16 protein-coding genes are annotated in these 12,766 nt (G+C 35.9%); 15 read left to right on the top strand and 1 reads right to left on the bottom strand.

Annotated elements, in window-relative coordinates; all coding sequences use genetic code 11:
* Positions 1 to 44 precede the first annotated feature (44 nt).
* Positions 45 to 779, top strand: a complete 735-nt coding sequence (locus tag GSH73_RS07915; RefSeq protein WP_014758549.1) for a YebC/PmpR family DNA-binding transcriptional regulator — start codon at positions 45 to 47, stop codon at positions 777 to 779.
* A 9-nt stretch (positions 780 to 788) separates the two neighbouring features.
* Here GSH73_RS07915 and GSH73_RS07910 read toward each other — a convergent pair whose 3' ends face one another.
* A complete protein-coding gene (locus tag GSH73_RS07910) occupies positions 789 to 1,235 on the bottom strand; it encodes a chemotaxis protein CheW (protein ID WP_014758550.1) in 447 nt (148 codons plus the stop codon).
* A 142-nt stretch (positions 1,236 to 1,377) separates the two neighbouring features.
* Here GSH73_RS07910 and GSH73_RS07905 point away from each other — a divergent pair, with 142 nt between their 5' ends.
* The 14 genes from GSH73_RS07905 to secF all read left to right on the top strand — a co-directional run bounded on the left by GSH73_RS07905 (position 1,378) and on the right by secF (position 12,763).
* The gene (locus tag GSH73_RS07905; RefSeq protein WP_014758551.1) at positions 1,378 to 1,929 is read left to right on the top strand and encodes a hypothetical protein; all 552 of its coding nucleotides are present in this window, start codon (positions 1,378 to 1,380) and stop codon (positions 1,927 to 1,929) included.
* A 76-nt stretch (positions 1,930 to 2,005) separates the two neighbouring features.
* A complete protein-coding gene (ruvC, locus tag GSH73_RS07900; RefSeq protein ID WP_014758552.1) occupies positions 2,006 to 2,503 on the top strand; it encodes a crossover junction endodeoxyribonuclease RuvC in 498 nt (165 codons plus the stop codon).
* Positions 2,500 to 3,060, top strand: coding sequence for a Holliday junction branch migration protein RuvA (gene ruvA / locus GSH73_RS07895; RefSeq protein WP_014758553.1), 561 nt, complete (start codon positions 2,500 to 2,502; stop codon positions 3,058 to 3,060). Before ruvC ends, ruvA begins: the two co-directional genes overlap by 4 nt.
* Before the next feature lie 9 nt (positions 3,061 to 3,069).
* Positions 3,070 to 4,065: a Holliday junction branch migration DNA helicase RuvB gene (gene ruvB / locus GSH73_RS07890; protein WP_014758554.1), complete on the top strand. Its 996-nt coding sequence runs from the start codon at positions 3,070 to 3,072 to the stop codon at positions 4,063 to 4,065.
* 9 nt (positions 4,066 to 4,074) lie between these two features.
* Entirely contained in the window at positions 4,075 to 4,287 is a 213-nt protein-coding gene (locus GSH73_RS07885) for a DUF2905 domain-containing protein (RefSeq protein ID WP_014758555.1), read from the top strand.
* Between the two features lie 19 nt (positions 4,288 to 4,306).
* Positions 4,307 to 5,890: a SpoIID/LytB domain-containing protein gene (locus GSH73_RS07880; protein WP_014758556.1), complete on the top strand. Its 1,584-nt coding sequence runs from the start codon at positions 4,307 to 4,309 to the stop codon at positions 5,888 to 5,890.
* 29 nt (positions 5,891 to 5,919) lie between these two features.
* A complete protein-coding gene (queA, locus tag GSH73_RS07875) occupies positions 5,920 to 6,945 on the top strand; it encodes a tRNA preQ1(34) S-adenosylmethionine ribosyltransferase-isomerase QueA (RefSeq protein ID WP_014758557.1) in 1,026 nt (341 codons plus the stop codon).
* Positions 6,946 to 6,957: 12 nt separating this feature from the next.
* Positions 6,958 to 8,082, top strand: a complete 1,125-nt coding sequence (gene tgt / locus GSH73_RS07870; RefSeq protein ID WP_014758558.1) for a tRNA guanosine(34) transglycosylase Tgt — start codon at positions 6,958 to 6,960, stop codon at positions 8,080 to 8,082.
* Position 8,083: 1 nt separating this feature from the next.
* Positions 8,084 to 8,368: a preprotein translocase subunit YajC gene (gene yajC / locus GSH73_RS07865; RefSeq protein ID WP_014758559.1), complete on the top strand. Its 285-nt coding sequence runs from the start codon at positions 8,084 to 8,086 to the stop codon at positions 8,366 to 8,368.
* 98 nt (positions 8,369 to 8,466) lie between these two features.
* Positions 8,467 to 8,859 carry a TIGR04086 family membrane protein gene (locus GSH73_RS07860; protein ID WP_014758560.1) on the top strand — a complete coding sequence of 131 codons (393 nt, stop codon included), beginning with the start codon at positions 8,467 to 8,469 and terminating at the stop codon, positions 8,857 to 8,859.
* A gap of 54 nt (positions 8,860 to 8,913) precedes the next feature.
* The gene (scfA, locus tag GSH73_RS07855) at positions 8,914 to 9,051 is read left to right on the top strand and encodes a six-cysteine ranthipeptide SCIFF (protein ID WP_084214943.1); all 138 of its coding nucleotides are present in this window, start codon (positions 8,914 to 8,916) and stop codon (positions 9,049 to 9,051) included.
* Between the two features lie 62 nt (positions 9,052 to 9,113).
* Positions 9,114 to 10,493, top strand: coding sequence for a thioether cross-link-forming SCIFF peptide maturase (gene scfB, locus GSH73_RS07850; RefSeq protein WP_014758561.1), 1,380 nt, complete (start codon positions 9,114 to 9,116; stop codon positions 10,491 to 10,493).
* An 82-nt stretch (positions 10,494 to 10,575) separates the two neighbouring features.
* Positions 10,576 to 11,811, top strand: coding sequence for a protein translocase subunit SecD (secD, locus tag GSH73_RS07845; protein WP_014758562.1), 1,236 nt, complete (start codon positions 10,576 to 10,578; stop codon positions 11,809 to 11,811).
* Positions 11,812 to 11,824: 13 nt separating this feature from the next.
* The gene (secF, locus tag GSH73_RS07840; protein WP_014758563.1) at positions 11,825 to 12,763 is read left to right on the top strand and encodes a protein translocase subunit SecF; all 939 of its coding nucleotides are present in this window, start codon (positions 11,825 to 11,827) and stop codon (positions 12,761 to 12,763) included.
* The last annotated feature ends 3 nt before the right edge of the window (positions 12,764 to 12,766 follow it).

Genomic DNA, 12,766 nt, shown 5'->3' with positions numbered 1-12,766 from the left:
TTTGATAAAATAAATTTTGGCACAAAGCAAAGGAGGTTTATTTTATGTCTGGACATTCAAAATGGGCTAATATAAAGCATAAAAAAGAAAAAATGGATGCACAGAAAGGAAAAATATTTACAAAACTTACGAAAGACATAATAATGGCGGCAAAAGAAGGCGGTGATCCTGAGACAAACAGCAAGTTAAGAGATGCCATAGAAAAGGCAAAGGCTAACAATCTTCCTAATGATAACATACAGAGGGCCATAAAGAAAGGTACCGGCGAATTAAGCGGTGGTAATCTCGAGGAAGTCGTTTATGAAGGTTATGGACCTGCAGGTTCTGCAATAATAGTGGAGGCTTTGACTGACAATAAGAATAGAACTGCTGGCGACATAAGGCATATATTTGATAGAAGCGGTGGAAGCTTAGGTTCAACTGGATGTGTCGCTTGGATGTTTGATAAAAAAGGCATTATAACTGTTGAAAAGAATGAAAATATTGATGAAGATGAATTGGCTATGGTTGCAATAGATGCAGGAGCCGACGATTTTTCATCTGATGGTGATGAATATGAGATATTGACGGATCCTACCAACTTTCAAGCTGTTAAAGATGCAATAAACAAGGCAGGATATGTCATGTCTTCCGCTGAAATAACGATGATTCCTCAAAATAGGGTAAAGCTTTCTGATAGCGATTATGAAAAATTCGAGAAATTCATAGAAAAATTGGAAGAAAATGATGATGTGCAAGAAGTATATCATAATGTTGATATGCCAGATGATGAGGAGTAGAAGAAATGATTACATTTCTTCTATCTCCTTTTTTTCTTTTTCAGTCAGTATTTTTTCTAAGTCTAAATTTATGATTAGGCGATCGTCATAGCTTATTACAGATTCTATGTATTCTTTTCCTATTCCTGCTATGATATCTGGCGCTTCCTTTATAGATTCAGGCTCTACGTGCAACACTTCTGTTACAGAGTCAACGATGAATCCAACAGATTTTTCATTGATTTTGATGATTATTATTCTTGTGTTATCGTCGTATTCTGTAAGTCTCATATTCAGTCTTTTTTTAAGATCTATGATTGGTATTACGGTACCCCTTAGATTGATGATGCCTTCTACAAAGCTTGGCACATCCGGTACTTTCGTTATCGACTGCATACGGATTATTTCTAACACATCCATTATATCTACGCAAAATTCCTCGTCGTTTAATTTGAATATAACAATTTGATTTAGCATATTATATTAATCAACTCCTTTCAATTGATAATATTCGATATAATTTTACAAAATCCTTCAAAAAATTTTAGTATAAAAAATTTTTTATTGGGTATAATTACAAAAAAGTTAAATTGTAATGGTGAAGGTAGGTAATTATTGTATGAAATATTTTATAAGGAAAATTATACCTATTGTATTGATTTTTGTAGCAGTTTTTTTGGCAGGATATTTGTATTATATAAGATATTACAGTCATTCTTCAAAAATGCCGCAATATACGAAAACAAAAGTCAATACCATTTTTACAAATAGCAGTGTCAGTCCAAATGGAAAACTGATTTTTGAAACTTTGTATAAAGGAACTGGAGATATAATAAAGGAAGAACAAAAAATAGGTGTTTCGATTGCTGGCAAAAGTGAAGACGAGATTTCAAAGATTTATAAAGGATGGAGCATCAAAAAATTTGACAGCGACGAGGTAATCCTGTACAAAGAAGAAGATGGTTTTCCACCAGGTTATTACATAATTTCCAGTTTAGATGGATATGTGTCACTATATAAATCAGATGGAAATGGTGGAAAAACACTTGTGGAAAAGACAGATATATTGGTAAATAATTTGAATCCAAACGATAAAGAGAGGATTTTAAACAATATTGTTGTGAAAGATGCGGATGAGGCATACTCAATACTTGCAAATTTAAGCAGTTAAACTCCCGATGTTTTAGGGAGTTTTTTCTTGTCTATGTACGATGTAGATGTTAAAATAGTATACGAGGAGGAATTTGATGAGAATTATTGGGATTGATCCTGGAATTGCAATCATGGGATATGGAGTAATTGATGACAATGGCGGAAAATTTAAAGTTTTGGAGTACGGAGCTATTACAACGCCGGTTGGAACTGAAAAAAGTTTGAGGCTTAAAGATGTGTACGATGGTGTAAAATTGCTGATTGAAAGGTACAAACCTGATGTTATGGCCATTGAAGAGCTTTTTTTTAATAAAAACGCTAAAACTGTCATAACCATAGGTGAAGCAAGGGGTGTGGCTATTTTAGCTGCAGTAAATTGTGGTATAAAGGTATTTGAATATACCCCATTGCAAGTGAAACAATCTGTAGTAGGTTATGGTAGAGCTGAAAAAAAGCAAGTTCAGAATATGGTAAAGGCGATTTTAAGATTGGAAGAAATACCGAAACCAGATGATGTAGCTGATGCGCTGGCAGTCGCACTTTGCCATAGTAACAGCAATATTTTGAATGCGAAATTGGGGTCATTAAAATGATAGATTATATAAAAGGTTATATTGTTGAAAAAGGCATTGATTATGTCGTTATTGAAACGCTTGGCATAGGTTTTAAAATAATAGTGCCAAGGAGCACTTTAAGCCAGTTGACAACTACAAGTGAGATGGTTAAGCTTTATACATATATGCATGTTAAAGAAGATGGATTTCAACTTTATGGATTTTTGACGATAAATGAGGTAGAAATTTTTAAAAAGTTAATAGCTGTAAATGGAGTTGGACCTAAAGCAGCAGTATCAATATTATCAACAATATCTATTGAAAATTTTTATGATGCCATAAGAAATAGCGATTCGAAAGCCATAGAGAAATCACCAGGTATTGGGAAGAAAACCGCACAGAGGATAATATTAGAGCTTAAAGACAAGCTAACGTTTGGTCATGAGGCAAAACTTGATGATTCATCGAATGATGTGGTTGATGCACTGTTATCGCTTGGATATACGAAACAGGAGTCCATAAAAGCATTAGAAGGAGTAGACTGTTCAAATTTAGAGTCTGCTTTAAAAGAGGCACTGAAAAAGCTTATGAAATAAGGTGATAAGATGGAGGAGAGGATTTTAACACAGAATTTTACACCAGAAGACGCCTCCGAGTATTCTTTACGTCCAAAAAGGTTGTCTGAATACATAGGACAGAGGAAGATTAAAGAGGAGCTAAAAATTTACATAGAGGCAGCTAAGATGAGAAGTGAACCATTAGACCATGTACTGCTTTTTGGACCGCCTGGCCTTGGCAAAACTACACTTGCCAACATTATATCGAATGAGATGGGTGTTGGCATTAGAATAACTTCCGGACCAGCCATAGAAAGGGCGGGGGATTTAGCAGCAATACTTACTAATTTGCAGGAAAATGATATTCTTTTTATTGATGAAATACACAGGCTTAATAGAAGTGTGGAAGAAATTTTATATCCAGCCATGGAAGATTTTGAATTAGATATAATAATTGGGAAAGGGCCCAGTGCAAGATCGCTGCGGCTTGATTTGCCGCATTTTACTCTTATAGGAGCAACGACAAGAGCTGGACTGATGACTTCTCCTCTAAGGGACAGATTTGGTGTAATCATGAGGCTGGAGTTTTATTCTGTTGAGGAATTAAGTGAGATCATAAAAAGGTCATCAGCCATATTGAATATAGGTATTGACGATGAGGCTGCTTATGAGTTGGGACGTCGTTCAAGAGGAACACCAAGGATAGCGAATAGGCTTTTAAAGAGAGTGAGAGATTTTGCTCAAGTGAAAGGCAATGGTTTTATTGATTTTCATATAGCAAAAGATGCTCTTGATATGTTGGGTGTAGATGATATGGGGCTTGAGCATATAGATAGAAAAATGCTAAAATCTATTATTGAGAAGTTTTCTGGAGGACCTGTCGGCATCGACACTATTGCAGCTTCAATAGGTGAAGAAAGCGATACTATTGAAGATGTTTATGAACCATATTTGATGCAGATCGGCTTTTTAAACAGGACTCCAAGGGGTAGGATAGCGACAAAATTGGCTTATGAGTACCTTAATTACAGTTTTCCTGAGTGAGGGGTCAATATGTTTCAAGAATTTGGAAAGACGTTGATTGTCATAGGTATAGTGCTTACAATAGTTGGTATAATCTTATTTTTTGGCGGCAAGTTCGGAATCGGACATTTGCCTGGTGATATTGTATTTAAGAAAGGCAATTTTACTTTTTACTTTCCATTGATGTCGTCAATAATTTTAAGTGTTGTTTTGACTTTAATACTATGGCTTTTTAGAAAATAAACGCAAAGGGGTCATGATTGTGAGGTTCAAAAAGTTTGTTTCATTTTTCTTGCTTTTCACACTTATTTTGATGAGTACCGTCAGCTATGTAAACGCCAGTATAAATATGCCGTCTTTGATAAAAATAGGGCTTTTTTATGCTTCCAATTCGTTGCCGTCCTATACAATAGTTTCTTCCAATGGATTTAAGGTTGGTACAGATGACGGCACTGGCAATGTAAAGGCTATATACAGTATTTCCTATAACAATGTTCAGGTGATAAAAGATGACAACTTTTACTTGCAAGAAGGCAATTTCCCTGATCAAATGACGGCGGACGGACAACAAACAAAATTAAGCTCTGATGTTTCAAATTCAATTGTGGGATACGATGGTAGTTATCATATTTATATTGGACCGTATTCAAGCCAATCTGATGCAAACGCAGCAATGAATAGCCTCAAATCTAAGTTTTCGGATATTAAGTTGGTATCTCCAAATGATCATATATTGATAACACAAAGTGGGAAATCTATATTTTTATATGTAGTAAGTAATCAGATTTACCTTATGGATACATCTGGAGATGGACCGATATCTATTAATGGGAAAAGATACAGAGGGTATTTTGAATTCATAAGGCAGCAGAATAGCGACATGACTGCGATAAACGTTTTGCCGTTGGAGGAATATTTGTATGGTGTTGTTCCTGCAGAAATGCCTGCCTCTTGGAATGTAGAAGCTTTAAAAGCACAGGCTGTGGCGGCAAGAACTTATGCAGTTTACAATATTGGGAAATACAGCAAATATGGATTTGATTTGACAAACGACGTCAGTTGCCAAGCATACAATGGATACGATGGAGAAAATCCAAATACAAATAAGGCTGTTGACGATACAAAGGGAGTAATAGCAATATACAATGGTCAGCCTATAGAAGCCATATTCCATTCACATAGTGGTGGTTACACAGAAGACAGCGAAAATGTCTATACAAACAGCGTTCCTTATTTAAGAGGCGTTGAAGATAAATATGTTTTCGGGTACAATGAGTCCATTGACAATTGGACTGTGAGTGTTACTGCCGATTCTATTACACAGAAATTAAAAGACAGTGGCATTGATATAGGCAATATCACAAATATTCAAGTCACCAGTAAAAGTTGGACTGGCAGGGCTATACAGGTAACAATTTATGGTGATAAAGGTAATTATGTTTTAAATAAAAACGACATAAGGAATTTTTTTGGACTTAAAAGCAATATGATAACAATAAGTGGGAATGGCAGTGCTTCAAATAGCAATACTGCTTATATTCAGTCACAACAGGGTATTGTCAGCAAATCATTGTCTGGTCTAACGGTCATATCTGCAAATGGACAAAAGACTGTTGGCAATAGTGATTTGTATATTTTAGGGCAAAACAAAACGATTAAAATTGCCAGTCAGAGTGGACCATCTACTATATTTACTATAAATGGCAGTGGATACGGGCATGGCGTCGGACTGAGCCAATATGGAGCTCGCGGGATGGCAGATCATGGGTATAATTATATAGACATATTAAAATACTACTATAAAGGAATCGATGTTTATGATACAATAAACAATAAGGCTTTATAAAATTTACGCAGAAATCTGGAGGCATTATTATGAACTTGCACGAATTTTACTACGATTTACCTGAAGAACTTATTGCACAGGAACCTCTTCAAAATCGCGATGAATCAAGATTGATGGTTTTAAATAAAGCTACAGGAGAAATTAAGCATGACATTTTTAAGAACATACTAAACTATTTAAGACCGAATGATGTTCTTGTTTTAAATGATACAAAGGTCATACCAGCAAGACTATACGGTGTTAGAGAGGACACTGGGGGGAAAATAGAATTTGTTCTTCTAAAAAGGCTTGGAATTAATGAATGGGAAATATTAGTAAAGCCAGGGCGGAGAGCTAAAATAGGTTCTAAGTTTATTTTTGGCAATGGAGAACTGAAGGCTTTAATATTATCAGATACAGATGCTGGCGGGAGAATTGTAAGATTTAGCTATGAAGGAGTTTTTGAAGAAGTGCTTGATAAACTTGGCGAGATGCCTGTACCGCCATACATAAAGAAAAAATTGAAAGATAAAAACATGTATCAGACGGTGTACGCAAAACATGAGGGATCTGCTGCAGCTCCTACTGCTGGTCTTCACTTTACGAATGAGCTTTTGGATAAGATAAGAGAATTTGGAGTTAAGACGGTTTTCATAACTCTTCACGTTGGGTTGGGAACATTTAGACCTGTTAAGGAAGAAGTAATAGAGAATCATAAGATGCACTCTGAATTTTACATTGTGAATGAAGATGCAGCGGATGCGATTAATGCTGCCAGAAAGTCAGGAGGCAGGATAATATCGGTCGGCACTACATCTACTCGAACTTTAGAGACCGTTGCCGATGATGACGGAATCATTCATGCTGGTAGTGGTTGGACTGACATTTTTATTTATCCTGGGTATAAGTATAAAGCAATAGACGGGATAATAACAAATTTTCATTTACCAGAATCGACGCTTATCATGATGATTTCTGCATTTGCAGGAAAAGAAAATGTCATGAATGCTTACAAGACTGCCATAGACAATAAATATAGATTTTATAGTTTTGGCGATGCTATGCTAATTATTTGATAGGAGGAAACGATGACAGCTATAAAATACGACTTAGTAAAAAAGGAAAAGAATACAAAAGCAAGATTGGGAGTGCTTCACACTCCACATGGCGATATTGAGACACCTGTTTTTATGCCAGTTGGCACTCAAGCGACGGTAAAAGCTATGACTCCTGAAGAACTTAAAGAAATTGGGGCTAATATAATATTAAGCAATACATACCATTTATACTTGAGACCGGGACATGAACTTATTAAAAAAGCTGGTGGATTGCATAAGTTTATGAATTGGGATAGAGCTATATTGACAGATAGCGGCGGGTTTCAAGTGTTTAGCTTAGGACCTTTGAGGAAGATCACAGAGGAAGGTGTAGAATTTCGTTCACATATAGATGGCTCAAAACATTTTTTAACGCCAGAAAAAGTGATAGAAATAGAAAATGCATTAGGTGCAGATATTATAATGTCATTTGATGAATGTGCGCCATATCCGGCTGATTATGGGTATGTGAAAAATTCTATGGAATTGACACTAAGGTGGGCAAGAAGGGGAAAGGATGCGCATAAAAATACAGAGAGACAAGCACTATTTGGCATCGTTCAAGGAGGTACTTATGATGATTTAAGAAAAGAATGTGCCAATAGATTGGTTGATATGGATTTCCCTGGATATTCTATAGGCGGATTAAGTGTTGGTGAAGAGAAACAATTGATGTATCATGTGGTAGATCTAACGACGGACTTTCTTCCTCAGGATAAACCTCGGTATCTTATGGGTGTTGGAAGTCCAGGTGACTTGATAGAAGGGGTAATAAGAGGAGTTGATATGTTTGACTGTGTTTTGCCAACACGTATAGCAAGAAATGGAACAGTTTTAACCAGTACAGGTAGACTTATAGTAAGAGATGCTCCACATGCAGAAGAGTTTATTCCATTAGATAGCGAATGTGATTGCTATACATGTAAAAACTTTTCAAGGGCGTATATAAGGCACCTTTTTAAAGCTAATGAAATTTTAGCAGCAAGGCTTGCAACAATACATAATTTAAGATTTTTGACAAGACTTATGGAAGGCATTAGAGAGGCCATTAAGCAAGACAAGCTGCTTGAATTTAAATCACAATTTTATAAAAAATACGGGTACAAGGAGGAATAAAATGAACGCTCAAACAATATACTTGATTGGCGAAATAGTAATTTTTATGGCAATCTTTTACTTTTTATTGATATTGCCGCAGCAGAGAAGAGAAAAGAAAGAGAAAGCTATGATTGATGCATTAAAGCCTGGTGACGAAATTATCACAAAAAGCGGCATTTACGGCAAGATATTAAACATAAAAGACGATGCGCTTACGATTGAAGTAGGTGCTGATAAAGTCAAATTAAAGATTGCCAAATGGTCTGTAGGAAAAGTATTAAGTTCACAAAGCGATAATAAATAAAAAGATGCGGGAAACCGCATTTTTTTGCTTTAATTAAGATGTAATATTGTCTTTTTTACAAGCATAAAATTTACTGATGAAAAAAGGGAGGTGCTTTAATGAAAAGCAAAACTCAAAATTACAACGATAGAGTATTAAACATACCTGGAATAATAGTCGGATTGTTAGTAAGCTATATAATTACGCTTCTGTTTTTTATAATTTATGCGTTGGTATTGACATATACACCACTTTCAGAGTTGACGCTTCCCACGCTGACAATGCTTATAACAATAATTGGCATAGTTTTATCCGGTGCTATAGCTGCCCGCAATACAAGAAGCAAAGGCTGGTTAAATGGAGGTTTGGCAGGTCTTCTCTATGTTCTCCTTATGCTGTTTTTAGGAGTTTATTTTGTAAAAGAAGCTGGCATAAATGCAGGAATAGCTTTAAAGCTTATTTGGGGAGTTGTTTTAGGTGCTATAGGCGGCATGATAGGCATAAATCTATAGCTTTTATTGTCGTGAATTATATGTTATAATCAAAAAGGAAGAGGAGGTATGAAAATGAGACATATTGTAACAATCAACAGATCATCATTGAAAGATAGCCTGAAAAAACCTGGATGTGGAGAATGTCAGGCATCATGCCAATCTGCTTGCAAGACTTCGTGCACTGTTGCAAATCAGGAGTGCCAAAATTAATTTACATAGGTTAGTGGCAGTAATAATACGTTACTGCCATTTAAAATGTATAGGAGGTTAAGATGCATAGCATAATACATAAATTTAGACAATTAGGGATGAATATTGTATTAGATCCTGTCAGTGGAGCAATACATGTTGTAGATGATTTGACTTATGAATTATTGGATTTATATTTGGATAATAATTTTGATACGATTGTTGAGCTATTGAAGGATAAATATGATGAATCAGAAATTAAAGAAGCGTATGATGAAATAGAGTCCCTCCGTCAAAAAGGGCTTCTTTATTCCGAAGATGTGTACAAGGATATAGATGTAAGCAGAAAAGATTCTGTGATAAAAGCTATTTGCCTTAATGTGGCACATGATTGTAATTTAAGATGCAGTTACTGTTTTGCGTCAACTGGAGATTTTAAAGGTGGCAGGAAGTTAATGACGTATGAAGTAGGCAAAAAAGCCATAGATTTTTTGATTAGAAATTCAGGAAATAGGAAGATTGTAGAGGTGGATTTTTTCGGAGGAGAACCGCTTTTAAATTTCGATGTTGTGAAGAAATTGGTTGATTACGGAAGGGAAGAAGCAAAAAAATATGGAAAGACTATTAAATACACTATAACTACGAATGCTGTATTATTAGATGAAGAAAAAGCCACGTACATAAATGAGAATTTCTCCAATGTTGTATTAAGCCTTGATGGCAGAAAAGATATAAATGATGCCATGAGAAAAAGGATTGATGGCAGTGGTTCATACGATGTGATTTTTCCTAAAATAAAGAATTTTGTTTTAAAAAGAGGTAATAAAGAGCATTATGTGAGAGGAACTTTTACAGCTAAAAATCTTGACTTTTCTGAAGATGTATTGCATTTGGTCGATATGGGAATAAGGGAAATTTCTGTAGAACCTGTAGTTGAGAAGGAAGATACAGATTACACATTAAAACAAGAACATCTGGAAAAGATTTTAAAAGAGTATGACAAGCTTGCAGAAAAGTATGTAGAGAGGATGGAAGATGGCAGACCTTTTTCATTCTATCATTTTAAAGTAAGTTTAGATAATGGCCCTTGCATTAAAAAAAGGCTTCAAGGCTGTGGTGCTGGGTTTGAATATGCGGCTGTAACTCCTGATGGTGAAATATATCCATGTCATCAGTTTGTGGGAAATGAATCTTTCAGATTAGGTAGCGTTGACAGTGGGATTAAAAATAAAGAGTTACAGGAGAATTTTATGGAAAGCGATATATACAAAAGAGAAGAGTGCAGCGAATGTTGGGCAAGATTTTACTGCAGTGGTGGATGTTTTGCCAACAATTATAATATAAATGGTGACATAAATAAGCCATATGAGCTATCCTGCGAGATGCAGAAAAAGAGGTTTGAGTGTGCTATAGCAATCAAGGCTTATGAAATGCTAAAAGAAAATGATATTTACGAAAAATAGCAAGCCATGGCAATTTGATAATTGACCGTTTACAATAAAAGTAATATAATAAAACGTAGCGAACAAAAGAAAGGGGATAATGATGAAATCGAGAGGATTGGCAAAATTTTTATCAGTAATCGTGCTTGCCATAATAGTAGCTTATGTTGCTTTTTATGGTGTAAATGCCGGAAATTATTCGATTAAGCCAGTTCAAGACAGTATAAGGCTGGGACTTGACTTAAGGGGTGGTGTCTATGTCTTGGAACAGGCGCAAGGAAATGTTTCACAAGACGCGATGACAAGGGCGATCTCTATAATAAGAAACAGGGTAGATGCTTTAGGCGTATCACAGCCGCTTATAGTTCAACAAGGGTCAAACAGAATAAGGATAGAGATTCCAGGTGTTAACGATCCTGATCAAGTTATTTCTTACTTAGGGCAGACGGCGCAGCTTAAATTTATAGGGCCGGACGGCAAAGTAATATTGACAGGTGCGGATGTTAAAGATTCAAAAGCAGTTTATCAGACGAGTCAGACTGGCGTGCAGGAGCCTGTTGTCACATTGGATTTGAACAGCAAAGGTGCGAAAGCTTTTGCGGATGCGACAGCGAAGTTTGTAGGCAAACAAATAGCGATAGTCCTTGACGATAAGACCATATCTGCACCAGTAGTGCAAGAACAGATTCCGGATGGCAAAGCAGTTATAAATGGTATGAAAGACTTTGATGAAGCGAAAAATTTGGCCAACCTTATAAGAGGTGGTGCGCTTCCAGTGACGCTGAAACAGGTTGAATACAGCTCTGTAGGTGCTACATTAGGACCAAGTGCATTAAAGGCCAGTGAAGAAGCGGGTATGTATGGACTTTTAATAGTTTTATTGTTTATGATAGCTTTCTATAGGCTGCCTGGATTGATAGCAGATATAGCTCTTGGTATATACATTTTAATAAACTTTATCGTATACGCATTGTTGCATGTTACGTTGGACTTGCCTGGTATTGCCGGTATGCTTTTGTCAATAGGTATGGCGGTTGACGCTAATATAATCATTTTTGAAAGAATGAAAGAAGAGATGAGAGCAGGAAAATCTATAAGAGCTTCCTTAGACGCCGGTTTTAGAAAAGCATTTGTGGCAGTATTTGATTCAAACATCACAACGCTTATTGGTGCATTTGTCCTGTTCTTCATGGGGGTAGGTACTGTAAAAGGGTTTGCATTGACGCTTATAATCGGTGTTATATCGAGTATGTTTACTGCAATAACTGTTTCAAGGTTCTTATTAAAGTCGATTATTGAGACAGAGTTTACCAAGAATATCAGAGTATACGGTGCATAAGGAGGCGAAAACTATGAGATGGAATAACATAAAGTGGAATATAGATGTCATAGGAAAAACCAAAGTCTGGTTTACTATATCAGGCATAATAATATTGGCAGGGCTTATTGCTTTGTTTACAATGGGTTTAAATTGGGGACTTGACTTTACAGGTGGTACTGTAGTTGAATTCAATATGCATAAACCTGTGACAATTGCTCTGAATAATGAAATCACAAGTATATTAAAAAGCAATGGGGTTAAAGATTCGCAGGTAAAAGCTATTGGGCCTAATAACACGCATGTTTCAATAACAACGCCGAGCCTTGACGATAAGACAAGGACTGCAGTTATAAATGCCATAGAGTCTAAGTACAAACTTACTGTTAAAGACCTTGTGTCATCACAGAATGTCAGCGCATCTATAGGAAAAGAGATGCAGTTTGGGACGATTTTGGCATCTGCGGTAGCTGCTCTTTTAATACTTATTTACATTGGCTTTAGGTTTAATTTTGAGATGGGTGCTGCTGCTGTTTTAGCGTTGATACATGATATTCTAATAATGATTTCAGCTTATGCGTTGCTTAGAATTGTTGTAGACACACCTTTTGTAGCAGCTATACTTACTGTTTTTGGTTATTCTATAAATGATACGATTGTCATATTTGATAGGATAAGGGATAACATTAAGTTGATGAGAAAGGCCAGCTACAAAGAAATAGCAAATGTCAGTGTGAATGAGACGATGACACGGTCTATAAATACTGTCATGACAGTTTTGATTATGCTTGTCCTCATGTATTTCTTTGGACCTTCATCTATAAAAAGCTTCGCTTTACCATTGTTAATTGGTATAACAAGTGGTGCGTATTCTTCAATTTTTATTGCAAGCCCACTTTGGGTTATATTTAAGGATAAAGAAGGAAAAAATAGTGTTGGAAACAAGGTAGGAAATAGACCTCAAAAAGCATGATAG

Source organism: Thermoanaerobacterium aotearoense (assembly GCF_009905255.1).
In the GTDB taxonomy this organism is placed as follows: domain Bacteria; phylum Bacillota; class Thermoanaerobacteria; order Thermoanaerobacterales; family Thermoanaerobacteraceae; genus Thermoanaerobacterium; species Thermoanaerobacterium aotearoense.
This window is presented reverse-complemented; position numbering and strand designations above follow the sequence as displayed.

What these genes read in the sequence shown, in the direction of transcription:
- GSH73_RS07915 (WP_014758549.1), top strand. Translation starts at nt 45, where the DNA reads ATGTCTGGACATTCAAAATGGGCTAATATAAAGCATAAAAAAGAAAAA.
- GSH73_RS07905 (WP_014758551.1), top strand. Translation starts at nt 1,378, where the DNA reads ATGAAATATTTTATAAGGAAAATTATACCTATTGTATTGATTTTTGTA.
- ruvC (WP_014758552.1), top strand. Translation starts at nt 2,006, where the DNA reads ATGAGAATTATTGGGATTGATCCTGGAATTGCAATCATGGGATATGGA.
- secF (WP_014758563.1), top strand. Translation starts at nt 11,825, where the DNA reads ATGAGATGGAATAACATAAAGTGGAATATAGATGTCATAGGAAAAACC.
- GSH73_RS07910 (WP_014758550.1), bottom strand. Translation starts at nt 1,235, where the DNA reads ATGCTAAATCAAATTGTTATATTCAAATTAAACGACGAGGAATTTTGC.
- ruvB (WP_014758554.1), top strand. Translation starts at nt 3,070, where the DNA reads ATGGAGGAGAGGATTTTAACACAGAATTTTACACCAGAAGACGCCTCC.
- scfB (WP_014758561.1), top strand. Translation starts at nt 9,114, where the DNA reads ATGCATAGCATAATACATAAATTTAGACAATTAGGGATGAATATTGTA.
- GSH73_RS07885 (WP_014758555.1), top strand. Translation starts at nt 4,075, where the DNA reads ATGTTTCAAGAATTTGGAAAGACGTTGATTGTCATAGGTATAGTGCTT.
- secD (WP_014758562.1), top strand. Translation starts at nt 10,576, where the DNA reads ATGAAATCGAGAGGATTGGCAAAATTTTTATCAGTAATCGTGCTTGCC.
- queA (WP_014758557.1), top strand. Translation starts at nt 5,920, where the DNA reads ATGAACTTGCACGAATTTTACTACGATTTACCTGAAGAACTTATTGCA.
- yajC (WP_014758559.1), top strand. Translation starts at nt 8,084, where the DNA reads ATGAACGCTCAAACAATATACTTGATTGGCGAAATAGTAATTTTTATG.
- tgt (WP_014758558.1), top strand. Translation starts at nt 6,958, where the DNA reads ATGACAGCTATAAAATACGACTTAGTAAAAAAGGAAAAGAATACAAAA.
- scfA (WP_084214943.1), top strand. Translation starts at nt 8,914, where the DNA reads ATGAGACATATTGTAACAATCAACAGATCATCATTGAAAGATAGCCTG.
- ruvA (WP_014758553.1), top strand. Translation starts at nt 2,500, where the DNA reads ATGATAGATTATATAAAAGGTTATATTGTTGAAAAAGGCATTGATTAT.
- GSH73_RS07860 (WP_014758560.1), top strand. Translation starts at nt 8,467, where the DNA reads ATGAAAAGCAAAACTCAAAATTACAACGATAGAGTATTAAACATACCT.